General features: G+C 65.3%; 16 protein-coding genes and 1 pseudogene. 4 read left to right on the top strand and 13 right to left on the bottom strand.

Features of this window, described 5'->3' with window-relative positions; genetic code table 11:
* Nucleotides 1–79: 79 nt before the first annotated feature.
* Nucleotides 80–613, bottom strand: a complete 534-nt coding sequence (locus IV501_RS08760) for a nitroreductase/quinone reductase family protein (RefSeq protein ID WP_200556329.1) — start codon at nucleotides 611–613, stop codon at nucleotides 80–82.
* 49 nt (nucleotides 614–662) lie between these two features.
* The gene (locus IV501_RS08755) at nucleotides 663–1,139 is read right to left on the bottom strand and encodes a VOC family protein (protein ID WP_200556327.1); all 477 of its coding nucleotides are present in this window, start codon (nucleotides 1,137–1,139) and stop codon (nucleotides 663–665) included.
* A gap of 94 nt (nucleotides 1,140–1,233) precedes the next feature.
* On the opposite strand from IV501_RS08755, the gene IV501_RS08750 reads away from it, so the two are divergent.
* Nucleotides 1,234–2,247, top strand: coding sequence for an LLM class flavin-dependent oxidoreductase (locus tag IV501_RS08750; protein WP_200556325.1), 1,014 nt, complete (start codon nucleotides 1,234–1,236; stop codon nucleotides 2,245–2,247).
* A gap of 23 nt (nucleotides 2,248–2,270) precedes the next feature.
* Here IV501_RS08750 and IV501_RS08745 read toward each other — a convergent pair whose 3' ends face one another.
* Nucleotides 2,271–3,680: a glucose-6-phosphate dehydrogenase gene (locus tag IV501_RS08745; RefSeq protein ID WP_200556323.1), complete on the bottom strand. Its 1,410-nt coding sequence runs from the start codon at nucleotides 3,678–3,680 to the stop codon at nucleotides 2,271–2,273.
* Nucleotides 3,681–3,815: 135 nt separating this feature from the next.
* Between IV501_RS08745 and IV501_RS08740 the strand changes: the two genes are divergently transcribed.
* Nucleotides 3,816–5,573 carry an MFS transporter gene (locus IV501_RS08740; RefSeq protein ID WP_307812246.1) on the top strand — a complete coding sequence of 586 codons (1,758 nt, stop codon included), beginning with the start codon at nucleotides 3,816–3,818 and terminating at the stop codon, nucleotides 5,571–5,573.
* A gap of 107 nt (nucleotides 5,574–5,680) precedes the next feature.
* Here the strand turns inward: IV501_RS08740 and IV501_RS16385 are convergent, their stop codons facing one another.
* The 8 genes and pseudogenes from IV501_RS16385 to IV501_RS08705 all read right to left on the bottom strand — a co-directional run bounded on the left by IV501_RS16385 (nucleotide 5,681) and on the right by IV501_RS08705 (nucleotide 12,832).
* Nucleotides 5,681–5,791 (bottom strand): RbsD/FucU domain-containing protein, encoded by a 111-nt coding sequence (locus IV501_RS16385; RefSeq protein WP_307812245.1) that lies wholly within the window; start codon nucleotides 5,789–5,791, stop codon nucleotides 5,681–5,683.
* A gap of 76 nt (nucleotides 5,792–5,867) precedes the next feature.
* Nucleotides 5,868–6,044 (bottom strand): annotated as a pseudogene (locus IV501_RS16380) (RbsD/FucU domain-containing protein); the annotation flags it as partial.
* A 38-nt stretch (nucleotides 6,045–6,082) separates the two neighbouring features.
* Nucleotides 6,083–6,967 carry an NAD-dependent epimerase/dehydratase family protein gene (locus IV501_RS08730; protein ID WP_200556319.1) on the bottom strand — a complete coding sequence of 295 codons (885 nt, stop codon included), beginning with the start codon at nucleotides 6,965–6,967 and terminating at the stop codon, nucleotides 6,083–6,085.
* Nucleotides 6,968–7,001: 34 nt separating this feature from the next.
* Nucleotides 7,002–8,045 carry an ABC transporter permease gene (locus IV501_RS08725; RefSeq protein ID WP_200556317.1) on the bottom strand — a complete coding sequence of 348 codons (1,044 nt, stop codon included), beginning with the start codon at nucleotides 8,043–8,045 and terminating at the stop codon, nucleotides 7,002–7,004.
* Nucleotides 8,042–9,556: a sugar ABC transporter ATP-binding protein gene (locus IV501_RS08720; protein WP_200556315.1), complete on the bottom strand. Its 1,515-nt coding sequence runs from the start codon at nucleotides 9,554–9,556 to the stop codon at nucleotides 8,042–8,044. The genes IV501_RS08725 and IV501_RS08720 overlap by 4 nt, the downstream gene beginning before the upstream one ends.
* Nucleotides 9,557–9,625: 69 nt before the next feature.
* Nucleotides 9,626–10,597 (bottom strand): sugar-binding protein, encoded by a 972-nt coding sequence (locus IV501_RS08715; RefSeq protein ID WP_200556313.1) that lies wholly within the window; start codon nucleotides 10,595–10,597, stop codon nucleotides 9,626–9,628.
* A gap of 82 nt (nucleotides 10,598–10,679) precedes the next feature.
* Nucleotides 10,680–12,158 carry a four-carbon acid sugar kinase family protein gene (locus IV501_RS08710; RefSeq protein ID WP_200556311.1) on the bottom strand — a complete coding sequence of 493 codons (1,479 nt, stop codon included), beginning with the start codon at nucleotides 12,156–12,158 and terminating at the stop codon, nucleotides 10,680–10,682.
* Complete coding sequence (locus IV501_RS08705) at nucleotides 12,155–12,832, bottom strand: aspartate/glutamate racemase family protein (RefSeq protein ID WP_200556309.1); 678 nt, start codon at nucleotides 12,830–12,832, stop codon at nucleotides 12,155–12,157. Before IV501_RS08705 ends, IV501_RS08710 begins: the two co-directional genes overlap by 4 nt.
* A gap of 114 nt (nucleotides 12,833–12,946) precedes the next feature.
* Between IV501_RS08705 and IV501_RS08700 the strand changes: the two genes are divergently transcribed.
* A complete protein-coding gene (locus IV501_RS08700) occupies nucleotides 12,947–13,783 on the top strand; it encodes an aldo/keto reductase (RefSeq protein WP_200556307.1) in 837 nt (278 codons plus the stop codon).
* A 4-nt stretch (nucleotides 13,784–13,787) separates the two neighbouring features.
* Here IV501_RS08700 and IV501_RS08695 read toward each other — a convergent pair whose 3' ends face one another.
* On the bottom strand, nucleotides 13,788–14,708 hold the full coding sequence (locus IV501_RS08695) for an NAD(P)-dependent oxidoreductase (protein WP_200556305.1): 921 nt from the start codon (nucleotides 14,706–14,708) through the stop codon (nucleotides 13,788–13,790).
* Between the two features lie 155 nt (nucleotides 14,709–14,863).
* On the opposite strand from IV501_RS08695, the gene IV501_RS08690 reads away from it, so the two are divergent.
* Nucleotides 14,864–15,565 (top strand): FadR/GntR family transcriptional regulator, encoded by a 702-nt coding sequence (locus IV501_RS08690; RefSeq protein WP_200556411.1) that lies wholly within the window; start codon nucleotides 14,864–14,866, stop codon nucleotides 15,563–15,565.
* Between the two features lie 42 nt (nucleotides 15,566–15,607).
* On the opposite strand, the gene IV501_RS08685 is transcribed toward IV501_RS08690, so the two are convergent.
* On the bottom strand, nucleotides 15,608–16,030 hold the full coding sequence (locus tag IV501_RS08685) for a VOC family protein (RefSeq protein ID WP_200556303.1): 423 nt from the start codon (nucleotides 16,028–16,030) through the stop codon (nucleotides 15,608–15,610).
* Nucleotides 16,031–16,075 lie beyond the last annotated feature (45 nt).

Below are 16,075 nucleotides of genomic sequence, written 5' to 3'. Positions count from 1 at the left end.
AAGTCTAGGCGACGCGACAGATAGTCGTCAGATGAATTTCTCCTCATGCATGGACATTTCGCCAAGAATGTACTATCGATCATTCGAGCACGAGGGGCTGCGCGGCCTCGGGAGTGAGGCGGAATATGCGAAGAACCCGCCCGGAAGCCCGCTCGTAGCCGCGATATCCGGGCCACTGATCCTCGATGAACGTCCAGACTGCTTCGCGCTCGTCGTCAGAAATAAGCGTCGCACGCACCGGAATAAGCGTGCGATTCACACTCACCGTCGCCGCCGGGTGCTTGAGCAGGTTGACTGTCCACGCGGGATGCTGGTCGCGAGCGAAGTTACTTCCGGTCACCAGCATCCCCTCCCCCTCGGGCACGTACATGAGTTCGGTGTCCCGTTCGAGTCCGGATTTCGCGCCGGTCGTATGCAACACGAGCGACGGCACGAGAAATCCGCTCAACGGATGCTTGCCGTGGGTGAGCACACTCGTCACCCGCTCCAGGGGTGGCATGATCGTCGGCCCGACTCGCCGAAAGAATAGGGTGCGCGAGAATCGCGACACGGCCCGACGCACGGTGCGTTGCACGGGAGACTGCCGTCTGCTCGGCGTCGGCGGCGGCGTCATGATCTGATTCTGGCAGCCGAGCACCGAAGCTGAGCGGCCGTTCGGACATTCATTCCCGGTCGTACGCGGCCTGCAGTTCGGCGATGTCGATTTTCGTCATCGCCATCATCGCCTCCATGACCCGTGCGGCGCGACCCGGATCGGGATCTTGAAGGAGCGTGCCGAGAACCGGGGGCACGACCTGCCACGACAGACCCCATCTGTCTTTCAGCCACCCGCACCGGCTGGGCTCACCCCCGTCGGCGAGGAGGGCATCCCACAGTCGATCGATTTCATCCTGGGTCTCGGCGGAAACATAGAGCGAGATCGCCTCGGTGAAGGAGAACTGCGGTCCGGCGTTCATCGCGCTGTAGTGAACCCCGTCGAGGACGAAGTCGACGACGAAGGCGTGCCCCTCGGGCATCGGGCCGCCGGCGGGGTACCGCGAGACGTGCGTGATTGAGGAGTCGGGGAACAGTGAGACGTAGAACGACGCCGCGTGCTCCGCCTCGGTGTCGAACCAGAGGAACGGGGTGATCTTCTGCACGGGGACTCCTTTGTTTAGCGGTCTCCCGCCGCCGACGCTACTCCCGCGGCACGACGGGGGGAATAGCGATGGCCCGCGCGGTGCTCTATCGAAGATGAAACGCATCGGCTTTCTCTCCTTCGGTCACTGGCAGCAGGTGCCCGGCTCGTTCACCCCGACCGCGCAAGACGTACTTCTGCAGACGATCGACCTCGCGGTCGCGGCGGAGGAGATGGGCGTCGACGGCGCATACGTGCGGGTGCATCACTTCGCCCGGCAGCTCGCGTCACCGTTCCCGTTGCTGGCGGCGATGGCAGCGCGCACCAGCCGCATCGAGATCGGCACCGGGGTGATCGATATGCGCTATGAGAATTCGCTGGCGATGGCGGAGAACGCGGCGGCCGCCGACCTGATCAGCGACGGCAGGTTGCAGCTCGGCATCAGCCGGGGCTCACCCGAAACGGCGGAGCGCGGCTACGAGAGTTTCGGCCACTTCCCGCTCGAGGGGCAGACCGACGCCGACCTGGCTCGCCAGACGACTGACGGTTTCCGTGCGGCGATAGCCGGCGCCGCCGTGGCCCGGGCCAACCCGCAGATGGGGGCGGCCGGCGGCCTCGCCATTCAGCCCCAGTCGCCCGGCTTGGGCGACCGCATCTGGTGGGGCGCCGGCTCGCGGGCGACCGCCGTGTGGACCGCCGAGCAGGGCATGAACCTGATGAGCTCGACGCTGCTGACCGAAGACACCGGGGTTCCCTTCGACGAACTCCAGGCCGAGCAGATCGCGATGTACCGGAGTGCATGGGCAGAGGCCGGACATACTCGAGTGCCACGGGTGTCGGTGAGCCGCAGCATCCTGCCGATCATCGACGACGAGACTCGCCACTATTTCGGACTGCGCGCGCAGGCCGACGCGAAAGATCAGGTCGGCCATCTCGACGGCGGACTCGCGCGGTTCGGGCGAAGCTACATCGGCGAACCAGACCGGATAGCGGCAGAACTCGCTGAGGATGCGGCGGTGCAGGCCGCGGACACCGTGCTGGTAACCATCCCCAATCAGTTGGGAGTGGGATTCAACGCGCGCATTCTCGAGTCGATCGTGCGGGACATTCGGCCGGCGCTGGGCGACTAGGGGGGCAGGACACCCGCCGACTTCTACTCCCCCACCAGCCAGCCGTCGGGAGCAGCCAAGGTTGCGGCCTCCGCCGGGCCCCAGCTCTCCTCGGCGTACGACAGCACGGGCGGCGGAGAGGTGAGTATCGGCGCGATCGCGTCCCAGGCCCAGGCGAGGCCGTCGGGGCGGGTGAACAGCGAACGGTCACCCAGGATGACGTCGTTGAGCAGCTTCACGTAGGGCGGCAGCGAGTCGGCGTCGCCGACATCGCCCAGCATGATCGTGCTCTGGGCTGTGGTGAGCGAGAACTCCGCGCCAGGCTCCTTGACCACCATCCGCAGGTCTACAGCGCCTTTTCCGGCCAGATTTATCGACAGCACATTGCCGGTCTCGGGAGCGTCGTGGGCGAGCGGCCCTGTCGCGGGCGTGCGGAAGATGATGCTCACCCGCTGAGCACCCTCGGCGAGGCGCTTGCCGGTGCGGAGCAGGAAGGGCACATCACGCCATCGCGGGGTGTCTATCCATAGTCGAGCCGCCGCGAACGTGTCGGTCGTGGAGTCCGAGGCGACCCCCTCGGTCTCGGTGAACCCGTCGAACTGGCCGAGCACGACATCCTCTGCCGCGAGCGGACGGAAGGCCGCGATCACGGTCTCCCTCGCGGCCTGCAGGTCGTCGGGCTTCATCGATAGCGGGGGCTCCATCGCGATTTCGGCGGCCAGTTGGAACAGGTGGGTCACGATCATGTCGAGCAGAGCACCGGTCTGGTCGTAGAACTCCGCGCGGTCGTCGATACCGAGCGTCTCGGGAACGTCGATCTGCACCGCGCGGATGTGCTCACGGCTCCAGACCCCCTCAAACAGGCCGTTGCCGAAGCGGAGAGCATGGAGGTTCTGCGATCCCTCCTTGCCGAGGAAGTGGTCGATGCGGAAGACCTGATGCTCGTCCAACACCTTGTGGACGGCGGTGTCGAGTTCGCGAAAGTTATCGGGGCTGGTACCGAATGGCTTCTCGTAGACGACACGGGCATCCGTCACCAGGTCGTGTGCGCCAAGCGCCTCGGTGATGCCGATGAAGGCAACGGGAGGGAGCGACAGGTAATGGATGAGCTGCGGCTTCTCACCGAGATCTTTCTCCACTTCTGCGAGCACGTCGACCAACTCTCCCGGGTCATCGGCGGTGAAGCCCTTGCCGGCGAAGTGGAGATGGGCGCTGAAGTCGTCCCAGTCGTCACCCGGCTGCGGACCGAACTCGGTGAGCACGTCGTGCACGTGGGCGCGGAAGTCGTCGGTGGAGACGTCGCCGCGACCATTACCCACGATCGCCCACTTCTTCGGCAGCAGACCGTGCTGCGCGAGCTGGTAGAAGGCCGGGATGACCATGCGTTTGGCCAGATCTCCGGTCGCTCCGAAGAGCACGAAGACGGTAGCGGGGGCGTCGGAACTGTCGGGCATGAAACTCCTTGAACGGCGTGCCGGTGAATTTCCGCTCACTGTACGCGCGGGCGGCATCGCCCGTCTCGAGATATAGTTAGTACACAACAACTAATCAATTGGCACTCAACGGCGAGCGCTTCGATGGAGGAATTCGTGGCAGACACCGCCGTTCGCACCCGCTCGGGCATGTTCAACAAAGACCACCCGAAGTACAAGTGGATCGCACTGAGCAACACCACCCTCGGCATCCTGATGGCGACCATCAACGGGTCGATCGTGCTGATCTCGCTCCCCGCGATCTTCACCGGCATCAAGCTCAACCCGCTCGAGCCGGGCAACGTGAGCTATCTGCTCTGGATGCTGACCGGGTACATCCTGGTCACGGCCGTGCTGGTCGTGAGCTTCGGCAGACTCGGCGACCTGTACGGCAGGGTGCGCATCTACAACCTGGGCTTCGTGATCTTCACCCTCTCGGCCATCGCCCTCGTCTTCGACCCCTTCACGGGCGGACAGGGCGCGATCTGGCTGATCGGATGGCGCGTGGTGCAGGCCGTCGGCGGGTCGATGCTGTTTGCGAACTCGACCGCCATCCTCACCGATGCGTTTCCCGTAGAACGCCGCGGTTTCGCGCTGGGAATCAACCAGGTGGCCGGTATCGCGGGCACCTTCCTCGGTCTGATCATCGGTGGACTGCTCTCGACGATCGACTGGCGCGCGGTCTTTCTTATCAGCGTTCCCTTCGGCATCCTGGGCACGATCTGGTCGTACAAGTCGCTGCACGAGGTCGGGTCGAAGGCCGTCGGAAAGGTCGACATCCCGGGCAACATCATCTTCGCCGTCGGCCTCGTCGCCTTGCTGACCGGAATCACCTACGGCATCCAGCCCTACGGTGACAGCTCCACCGGGTGGGGCAACCCCTGGGTGCTCGCCGGCATCATCGGCGGCATCGCCCTGCTGATCCTGTTCGTCTTCTACGAGCTGCGCGCTAAAGACCCGATGTTCAACATGCGGCTGTTCCGCATCCGCGCGTTTGCCTGGGGCAACTTCGCCGGACTGCTCGCCTCGATCAGCCGCGGTGGTCTGCAGTTCATGCTGATCATCTGGCTGCAGGGCATCTGGCTTCCCCTTCACGGTTACTCCTACGAAAGCACGCCGCTCTGGGCCGGCATCTACCTCCTGCCGCTCACCATCGGCTTCCTGGTCTCCGGCCCCGTTTCGGGATCGCTCTCCGACCGCTTCGGTGCGCGAGCCTTCGCCACCAGCGGATTGGTACTGGTTGCGCTCACCTTCGTGGCTCTGCTGCTCATCCCGGTGAACTTCCCGTATTGGCTGTTCGCCGTGATCACATTCCTCAACGGCGTCGGCTCCGGCCTGTTCGCGGCACCGAACCGCACCGCGATCATGAACAGTGTTCCGGCGAACCAGCGCGGGGCGGCATCCGGCATGACCGGAACTTTCCAGAACGCGGGCAACTCCCTCTCCATCGGCATCTTCTTCTCGCTGATGATCGCGGGCCTCGCCTCGACATTGCCGGACGCGCTCCGCACCGGGCTCACGAGCCACGGGGTGAACGCCGCGGTGGCAGGCCAGGTCGCGGCGACTCCCCCGGTCGGCAGCCTGTTCGCCGCCTTCCTCGGTTACAACCCAATCGCCTCGATCCTCGGCCCGACCGGAGTGCTGCACTCGCTGTCACCCGCGAACGCCGCCGCGCTCACCGGCAAGGAATTCTTCCCGCAGCTGATCGCCGATCCCTTCCACGCCGGTCTCGTGATCGTGTTCATCGCCGCAGCGGCGATGTCGATCATCGGCGCGATAATGTCGCTCTCCGCTGGCGGCAAGTACATCCACGTGGAGGAGCCGGTTCGTGACGAGCTCCCGCAGGGCGCCGCCGCGACGATGAGCAACGTCTAGACCGACACTCGCCGGCATCAGAACTCGGCCACCCCAGGTGCAGTGCGGCCGCGGGTGCCACGCGCGCCAGAACGTTCTCCCGCGCGTGGCACTCCGGGGCGCGTCGGCTAGAAGGGAGCGCCGGAAAAGAGCATCACATTCGAATACGGCGTGTACTCACCGGTGCGGACGATGGCGCGGGCATTCCTGGTGAGTACCTTGAAATCGGTGTGCGGCACGGTCTCGACCTCCACCCCCCACCGCCTCAAGCCGATCCCGCAGCTCCCCGAGCATCCCCGGGCTCTCCGTCTCCATCTCCTGGGAGATCACTGCCCGTTCGACGATGAACTCTGCAAGCACCGAGTCGAGGATGTCGAGGAACGCGGGCGAGCCGGCCCGGTACGCGAGATCGACGCGCTCCACCCCGAGGGGGATCGGTAAGCCGGCATCCGCCACGACGATCCCATCGGTGTGACCGGATTCGGCGATCACGCGCGACAGCTGCGGATGGATGATCCCGCTCGTGCGCTTCACTTGGCGAGCGCCCGACCGTCGGAATCGAGGTAGTCGCGCCAGGAACGCTTGGGCGTCCAGCCGAGCATCCGCTGTGCCTTCGCGCTGGAGATGCCGGAGGAGTCGACCCGGTCGAGCTCACGCAGTTCGATCTTGTCGCCGTAGTACTGGTGAAGCACCTCGGCGAAGTCGTGGCCGCCCACGTTGTCGGGAGATGCGATGTAGAAGACCTCGTGTCCCGGTAGCTCCGACTCGGTGGCGAGCACGATGGCGTCGGCGAGGTCATACGCGTCGATGTAGCTCCACAGGTTGGGGCTGAGCACCGAGGCATCGCGAATCTGCGGCCCGAGGTTCTGCTCGTAGTTTCCCTCGTTCTGCACCCAGCTCGGGCGGATCGAGATGGCGCGGATGTCGCTGCGTTCGACCGCCGCGTTCATCAGCTGCTCGCCGAAGTGCTTGGTGAGCGCGTAGGGATCCTGCGGGTGGACCGGATGCAGTTCGTCCACCGGCGCGTAGTCCGGAAGGAAGGGGCGCTCGGGGAAGAAGAACCCGGGAACGGTCTCGCTCGAGATGTTGACGAAGCGCTTCACCCCGAAGCGCACCGCCGCCTCGAGCACGTTGAAGGTAGCCATCAGGTTGGTGCGGAAGACCACGTGGGCCGGGTTGCCGGTCGGCTCCGGGATGGCAGCGACATGCACGACCGCGTCGGCGCCGCGCACGACGGCGAAGGCCTCGCCCGCGTCTGTGAGGTCGGCCATCATGTACCGCGCAGAGCCCTCTTCGCGCCTTTCGAATCCGGGGCGCGAGAGGTCGGTGGCGAGCACATCGTGACCCGCGTCGAGGAGCGCCTGGGTGGCGGCGCGCCCGACCTTGCCGTGTGCGCCGGTGATGACTACCTTCATATTTCTATCCTTTTTCTTGAGGGATGGTTGCGGGCTACTTGCGCTGACGACGCCACATGTTGAGAGCGACGGCGGCGACGATGATTACACCGCTGAACACCTGCTGCCAATAGGCGGAGATGCCGAGAAGGATCAACGCGTTCTGGATCAGGAGCAACAGCGAGGTGCCGAGGGCGGTGCCGAGGATGCCGCCGACGCCGCCGAACAGACTGGCACCACCGATCACCGCGGCACCGATCGCGAGCAGCTCGTAGCCGTTCCCAGCCGCGGGCTGCCCAACGCTGAGTCGGGCGGTCTCGAGGATGCCGGATACAGAGGCGAGCGAGGCCGAGATCACGAACACCGCGATCTTCACCCGCCGCACCCGGATGCCGGACAGCTTGGCGGCCTCCTCATTGGAGCCGACGAAGTAGATGTGCCGGCCAAAAGTGGTGCGCGTGAGCACGAGGTGCGCGACGACCGCGATCACGACGGCCACCCACACCGGAATGGGGATGCCGAGGGCAGCTCCCTGACCGAGGTTGAGGAATTCCGCCGGGAAACCGCTGATCGTCGAACCACTGGTGATACCAAGGCTGAGCCCGCGGGCGACCGCGAGCATCCCGAGCGTCACCACGAACGAGGGTATGCCCACGTAGGCATTGATGACCCCGTTGATCAACCCGACGAGGGCCCCTCCCAACAGCGCGAACAGCACGGCGAGCGCTGGCGGTATCCCGATGGTGACCATGAACTCCCCGGTGAGCACGCTCACCAGCGCGACTGTCGATCCCACCGAGAGGTCGATGCCTCCGATGAGGATGACGAAGGTCATTCCCACACTGATGATCAGCGCGAGCGCGATCTGCCGCCCCACAACTGTGAGGTTGCCCGCCGTGAGGAAGTAGGGCGAGGCAAACGAGAGGTAGACGACAAGGAGTACGACCACGCCCGCGAGGGTCGCCTCGCGCGCCCCGACGATCTTCCGGACTCCGAGGCGGAACCTCTGGCCGGGTGTCACGCGCTCCGGCAGCGGCACTGCCGAACCCGCCCGAGCCAGGGCCTCGTCCTTTTTAGCGGTCACTTCGTTGATGGTCATGAAACGTCTCCTTCGACTCCTGTTGCCATCGCCATTACGCGCTTCTCTGTCGCGTCTGCGGCGTTCAATTCCCCAACTCCGTATCCCTCCCGCATCACGACGATGCGGTCGGCGATGCCGAGCACTTCCGTGAGCTCCGAGGAGATCACGAGCACCGCGACTCCCTCTCGAGCGATCGTTCGGATCAGCTGGTAGATCTCTGCCTTCGCACCGACGTCGACGCCACGCGTCGGTTCGTCGAGGATCAGGATGCGCGGCTTGCGCGCGAGCCACCGGGCCAGCACCACCTTCTGCTGGTTTCCCCCGCTCAGAGTTCCGGCGGCGACCTCGATCGCAGACAGCCGGAGCCCGAGCTGGCTCGAGTGATGGGTTGCAAGATCCCGGTCGCGCCGCCGCGACACGATCGACAGGCGGCTGATCGCGGGAAGGGATGCCGACGAGATGTTCTCCCGAACGGGAAGCCCGAGGAAGAGCCCCTGGTGTTTGCGATCCTCGGGGACGAACCCGATTCCCGCATCCATCGCCTCGATCGGAGTGCGAAGGGCCAGCGGCTTCTGGGATACCAGGATCTCGCCGCCTCTCCGTCTCGCAGCCCCGAAGATCGCGAGGGCTGCATCGCTGCGACCCGCCCCGATGAGCCCGGCAAGCACCAGGATCTCGCCCGGGCGCACGGAGAAGCTCACATCGTGCAACAGGTCTCCGCAACTCAGGCTCTTCACCTCGAGCGCGGGTGCGGCTGTCTCGTCCAGCGGCGAGGACCTCACGCCGTAGAGGTCGACGAGCTCGCGCCCCACCATCATCTGCACGACGTCGTTGGGGGTGGTGTTGCCCGCTTCGCACACGCCGACGACGGCTCCATCACGCATGACGGTGATCCGATCAGCGATCTCGTAGATCTCCCGCATGCGATGCGAGACGTAGATGACGCTGACCCCGTTGGATCTCAGCTTTCGAACCAGTTCCAGCAGCGTCTCGACCTCTTCCTCGGTGAGGGAGGAGGTGGGCTCATCCATCACGACGACGCGTGCGTCCACCAGCAGCGCTTTGGCGATCTCGACCATCTGGCGCAGTGCGATGTTGAGGTTGCCGACGAGTTGCCGCGGTGAGATGGCGACGCCGAGGCTGTTCAACAGGGCGGCCGCGCCGCGCTCCATCGCCCGGAAGTCCACGAGACCGAAGCGGTTCCTGATCTCCCGGCCCACGTAGATGTTCTCTGCGACGCTGAGGTCGTTGGCGAGGTTGAGCTCCTGGTAGATGACGGCGATGCCGCACGCCTGGGAGTCACGGGGCGCCTGGATGTCCCGCACCACTCCGGAAACTTCGATGGTGCCCTCATCGGCGCGGGCCGCACCGGCGAGGATCTTCAACAGCGTGCTCTTGCCGGCACCGTTCTCGCCGACCAGGGCCATCACTTCGCCGGGTTGCACGGAAAGATCGACATTGCGGAGGGCGGTCACGCCCGGATACCGCTTGACGATACCGCGCATCGAGATGAGCGCTTGCTCGGTCATGGCCACTCCTAAAACTTCATTGTGAAAGGGGGGTGCGGGGCCGATCGTGATCGGCCCCGCCAGTCTGCGCTAGTGCGCGGTCTTCAGGAACTCATCCAGCGTGTCAGGTGTGACTGTGACGACTCCGGTGTCCACGGTGAAGTTGTCCTTCAGCTTGGAGGTTTTGTTGTGGAAGTCGGCCAGGATCTTCAGGGCCTGGGCCGTCATGCCGAACGGCTTCTGGGAGATGAGCGCGTCGACACACTTGCCCTTCATGCCGTCGATGCCCTGGGGCACGACGTCGAATCCGACAGCCTTGACGGTGCCGCACTTGTTGCCCGACTTGAGGGCTCCGGCGATTCCGGGAAGGTCGGATCCACCGATGCCCACCATGCCGGCGAGGTCGGGGTTGGCCTGGAGGATCGTCTCGGATGCCGACTGGGCGGTGGCGACGGATTCGCCCGACACCTCGGTGGCGACGAGCTTGATGTCCGGGTACTTGGCCAGAGCCTTCTTGACGCCGGTGAGGCGCTGGTTGAGGTTGACGGCGCTCAGGCTGCCGATGACCACGGCGACCTTGCCCTTCTTGTTGATGCTCTTGGCGAGTGCTTCTCCGGCCTGCTCACCGGCGGCGACGTTGTCGGTGCCGATGTAGCCCATGACCTCGCTGTTCGGCACGGGGCCGTCCCAGGCGATGACCGGGATGCCGGCCGCGCGGGCCTTCGCGATATTGTCGATCACGCTGGCGGGGTCGTTGGGCGAGATCGCAATGCCGGCTGGTTTGGTGGCGAGGATGGAATCGAAGATGGCCACCTGGGCGGCGGCGTCATCGGTGTCCGGGCCGAGGAACTTCGCGGTGACGCCGAGCTTGTTCGCCTGATCTTCCATTCCCTTGCGCGCATCCACCCAATACGGGTTGTTGAGCGACTTGGGCAGGAAGACGTAGACGGGCTTGGAATCGGACTTCGCTGCGGTTCCCGCGGTGGTCGCCGCGGTGCTGCAGCCCGCGAGGGCGAGGGCCGAAACTGCCAGGAGGGCAGTGGCCAACAGGACTTTTCGCATTACTACTCCTTTGTAATCAGTGCAAACGATGGGTGGAACGGTGGAGAGGATGGGCTGTGATGGATTCTCGGATGTGGGGTGGCTATGCGCGCATAGGCGAGCTCCCCCGCAGCATCGACACGGCGTCGGCGAGCGTGCCTTCATCGCCCACATTCCCAGCGAAGACGACATAGGGCAGTCCTTCCAGACCGCGCCCGCCTTCTCCGTCGTTGAGCCAGACCGAGACGATTCCATCGAAAAGCTGGCCAGCCACGAGTGCGCGTCGGATGCCGAGACCTTCGGTGGCGATATCGCTCGAGGTGATCCCGCCCTTGGCGAGCACCCATTTCAACGGCACATCCTGCACGACCCGCCGGGTCAGGTCCACCAGCGCCTGGGACACGGTCTGGGCGATCACGAGGCTGGAATGTCCGCTGTCACCGGTGACCTGGCGGCGGCTCGATACCAGCAGCGCATCCGTCCTGCGCAGGGCGGCCGTGAGCGCGACCGAGCAACGCTCCACCTCGGCGTCGGCCTGGAGCGGGTCGAGCAACCGAGGCACGTCGAGCTCAACCGTCTCGATCTCCGGGAGCCGATCGATGAGGCAGCTGACCTGTCTCGAGGTGAGCTCGACGTGCGAGCCGACGACGACGAGGCCGTTGCCCGACCTTTCCCCGACCGCGAAGATCTCCGCGTGGGAGAGCGGGTCCCGTCCGGCCATTCCGAGCCGGGACGCCACGAATGAGGGCCCGGTGCGGCACAGCACCCGGGCACCGGACTGCTCGGCGAGCAGCAGGCCGAGGGTGACGACGTCGAGGTCACTGTCATCGAGCGCGTTGATGATCACGGGCACGGCGCCTGAGCAGGAAAGGATGATGTCCCGCACCCGCTGCGGTCCGCCGACGCGGATGTCCTCGAGACTCAGGCTCCGGACATCCCCCGCCGCGATGCGTCCGTCGGTCTTCTCTTCGACATATTCGCGGATGTCCGAGCTGTGGAACCCGAAGGTCGCGTCACGGGCATAGCTGGTCTGGCCGACGGGAACGAAGGTGTGACCCTCCTGTACGTAGTGCACGTCGGAGGCGGTGACCCGACCGGCCGCAATGTAGGCCGGGGCGATCAGAAGAGCGTCGTAGGGCCGGCCCTCCTGCAGGCCCATCTCGAGCAGCACATCGGTTTCGAGGGGGTAATGGCCCCGGAGGGTAGAGTCGCTGCGAGTGACGAGCGAGTACCGCACGTCGAGATCCGCTGCGACGCGGTCGATCACCGCGGCGACCTCACGCACGGTCGACGCTGCCTCCGAGTCGTTCAATCCTCGCGTGTTGGTCAGGATGAAGAAGCCACTCGCCGGCTGCGCGAATGCCCAGCGGAGGTCATCCGGCCTCCAGCGCGTGAGCACCGGCACGCCCTGCACCGACTGGCTACCCGTGGGATCGTCGTCGAGGAAGACCACCCGGGTGCCTGCTGCGCGGTTCGCCTCACGGATCTTGCGCCGGGCATCGTCGATGACCAGAGGATCGGGGGCTAGCGTGCGCAATACCGACATCTCGGTCGCGGCGCCCGTCTCGGCACGCCGGGTCATTTGGCGAGTTCCGCGACTCGCTCGGCCAGGTATTCGACGCCCATGCGCGGGCTGGACAGAACGGGCAAGCCGGTCTTCTCGCGAAGCGTTTCGGCGAGTCGACCCATGGATGCCTGCGCGAGCACGATCGTGTCGACGTTCTTCGCCAGGTCCACGGCCTGCTCGATGACCATCGTGTCGTGCCGCGGACGATCGCCGGACATCAGCACGTCGAACGCCCCGGCACAGAGGCGCTGCTCGATCTTCACGTCGCGGCCGAGCTCGTCCGCTTTGAGCTGGATGAGGTCGGAAGTGGGGCTGAGCGTGGTGGGGACGGTCGCAAGCACACCGATGCGAGTGCCTCCGCTCGCCGCGAGAATCGCCATCGCCTCGTCGATCTTGACGACAGGCGTGTGGACGTTGCGGGCGGCCACATCGAGCGCCGGGCCGAGGGATGAGCACGCGGAGAAGATGATGTCGGCCCCCGCCGCCTCGGCAGCCTGGGCGAGGTGCACCATCCGCTGCTCGCTGCTGGCCGAGATGCCCTGCTCCCGCACGACGGTGGCGAGCACGTCGGAATCGACGAAGTGCATCACCTCGGCGCCGGGCAGGAGTTCGGCGATCAACTCGTTGATGACCGGTTCCACCGACACGAAAACAAAGCTGGTGTGCAGAACCGCGATCTTCTGAGGCACGGTGTTCTCTCCTTTGAGGTATGACGCTAGACGTCAGATGACTTATCATTGAATACAGGTCGAGACTTGTCAACCCCGGTGTCGATTCCCGCCCCACGACCGAAAAGAGAAGCCGTGTCCACCAGTCCCTCCGTCACACTGAACAACGGAATCGAGATCCCCCAGCTCGGCTACGGGGTCTACCAGATCCCGGCGGAAGACGTTCGAGGGGCGACCCTCGCGGCGTTCGAGGCCGGCTACCGGCATATCGACACCGCTGCCGCCTACGGCAATGAGGCGGGCGTCGGTGAGGCCGTTCGAAGCAGCGGCCTGCCCCGCGACGAGATCTTCATCACGACGAAGCTGCGCAACGCCGATCAGGGATACGAGAGCGGTCTCGCCGCGTTCGAAAAAAGCCGTCGCGCTCTCGGACTCGACGTGGTCGACCTCTATCTGATCCACTGGCCCTACGCGATGCACGATCGCTATCTGGACACCTGGCGCGCCATGGAGAAGCTCTATACAGACGGCGTTGTGCGCGCGATCGGGGTCTCGAACTTCCTACAGCCGCACCTCGACCGTGTGCGGGACGAGGGCACGATCGTACCGGCGGTCAACCAGTTCGAGATCCACCCGAGCTTCCAGCAGTCGGCACTCACCGCGACCTCGATCGAGCGCGGCATCGCCGTCGAGGCCTACAGTCCTCTCGGCCAGGCGAAGGATGTGGAAGACCCGATCGTGCGCGCCATCGCCGTGTCCCACGGCAAGACCCCTGCTCAAGCAATCCTGCGCTGGCATGTGCAGCAGGGATTCATCGTGATCCCGAAGACCGTCACGCCCCATCGCGTCACAGAGAACATCGACATTTTCGACTTCGAACTCAGCGCGGCAGAGATGCAGCAGATCTCCGTCCTCGAAGCCGGGATGCGCACCAGCGGCGATCCGGCGACCTTCGACTTCTCGCAGGCGTAGCGGGTCAGTCGGAGCGGCGCGACGGCGCAAGCACACGGATCACCGCGGAATCATCAGCCGTGCCGAGACCCTGCGCCTGGGCGATGAGGTAGAGCTGCTCCGCTGCCGCCGCGAGGGGCGAGGGCAGTCCGGCCGCGCGCACCGCGTTGCCGACGATCCCCATGTCTTTAACGAAGATGTCGAGGCGGCTGAGCACCTCGGCGCCGTCGTCGTCGTAGGCCTCGAGCATCCGCGGACCGCGATTGGAGAGCATGAACGATCCCGCCGCACCCGCTTCGAGCGCGTGCAGCGCTTTCTCCGGGTCGAGGCCCAGGCGGTCGGCCAGGGCGAGCGCCTCCGCCGCCGCCGCGATGTGCACCCCGCACAGGAGTTGGTTGACGGTCTTCATCGCCTGACCGTCCCCCGGGGCGTCGCCGACGATGGTCAGGGTCGATGCCAGTGACTCCAGCACGGGGAGAGCCCGATCGAGCGCACTCTCCTCGGCCCCCACGAGGATCAGAAGATCCCCGGCGCCCGCCCGCACGGGGCCGCCCGAGAGCGGCGCATCCACGAACTCGATTCCCATCGCCGCCAGCCGGTCGGCCGTGACCGGGATCGCTGCGGTCCCCACCGTGCTCGTGAGGATGACGACCGACCCGGAGGCCATGACGGTGGCGACTCCGTCCTCTCCGAACAGGGCGTCGAGGAGTTGTTCCTCATTGCGAACGGCCAGGAGCACGATGGCGCTCCCCCGACACGCCGACCTGGCGGAATCGAACCGCGCAACACCGGCCGACGCGGCCAGTTCACGGCGCCCCTCATTGACATCGAACCCCCGTACCGTGAATGATGTCGACAGCCGGGCGGCAATGGGTAGTCCCATCGCCCCCAGCCCCAGAACGGTGACGATTGTGTCCGCGGATGTCGCGGGAATGGTATCCGACATGTGGCAACTTTCGCATCGGGAGATCATGAGACCCCGGAACGCTTCGACTAGAATTCGAAGTACGTCAGACATCTTATCTTTCGTCGGCGCTGGTTCACGGCGAACCCAATAGAATTCCGTTCAGGATTTCTCGACATCGACCTCTGGAGGACCCGCTGGCTCGTCAGTCATTGGTTGCCATGATCTCCGACGACCTGCTCGCCCGGATCGTTTCAGGAGAATTCGAACCCGGCTCGACCCTCCCCGGGGAGCAGGATCTCGTCACCCAGCACGAGGTCAGCCGGATGACCGTGCGAGAGGCCGTCAAGACCCTCGAAGCCATGGGGGTCGCCCGCATCGAGCGCGGCCGGGGAACCTTCGTCAACCCTTTCAACCAGTGGACCTCGATGGAAGCCGTGCTTCGGGCCACCTCGACCGGTGAAAACGACGCCTCCGCGTCCATCCAGCTCATCGAACTGCGGCGGATGCTCGAGACCGGCGCCGCCGAACTCGCAGCCGAGCGCCTGTCGATCCAGGAGCTCGACTTACTGCGCGAACACTTGGCCAGCATGCGTGCGGCCCACGCCTCGAACGACGTGGGCAGCTTCGTCGAGGCCGACCTGGCCTTCCACGACGTGATCCTGCATGCGTCGGGCAACGTCTTCCTCGCGGTGCTCTTCGAACCGTTGTCGCGGATCCTCGCGGCCCGGCGCACGCAGACGTCGCGCGTACCGCAAATCCAGGCGAACGCCATCGAGGAGCACGCGCACATCGTGGAGGCTCTTGCGTCGCGCGACCCGGAGAGGTCACGGCTGGCGATGGACAGCCATATGGCCCAGACGCTGCGGGACCTCACGACCTACGTCCTCAACGCCTGAGCCGAGCATCCGCCCGCCGGGGGTGCCCTAGGAGGAGCAGGCTCAGCCCTGAGATCCCATGATGTTGACCATCCACCGGGTGCCGAACTTGTCGATGACCATCCCGAAGGCGTCACCCCACGGCGCCGTCTCGAGTGGCAGCGCGACCGTGCCACCGTCGACGAGCTTGTCCCAGTAGCCACGCAGCTCAGCCTCGTCGTCAGCACCACCGCTGAGCGAGACCGACATGTTGCTCTGCGGCGACCAGTCCATCGAATTCGGGGTGTCCGAGCCCATGATGGTGAAGCCGCTCGTCGTCTCGAGTTGCGAGTGCATCAGCTTGTCTTGCTCGGCGGGGTCCTCGCTGACGTGGAAATCGGCGAAGGTGCTCATGGTCAACGAGCCCCCGAAGACTGTCTCGTAGAACTCCATCGCCGTTCGTGCGGTATCGCGAAAACTGAGGTAGGGATTAAGGCGAGCGACCATGACACAACCTCCAATGGTGTGAGTGACGGTGGGGTCGATTGTCCC

The organism is Lacisediminihabitans changchengi, assembly GCF_016634425.1.
Classification (GTDB): domain Bacteria; phylum Actinomycetota; class Actinomycetes; order Actinomycetales; family Microbacteriaceae; genus Lacisediminihabitans; species Lacisediminihabitans changchengi.
The sequence above is the reverse complement of the archived record's forward strand: the minus strand, read 5'-3'. Positions and strand labels throughout refer to the sequence as shown.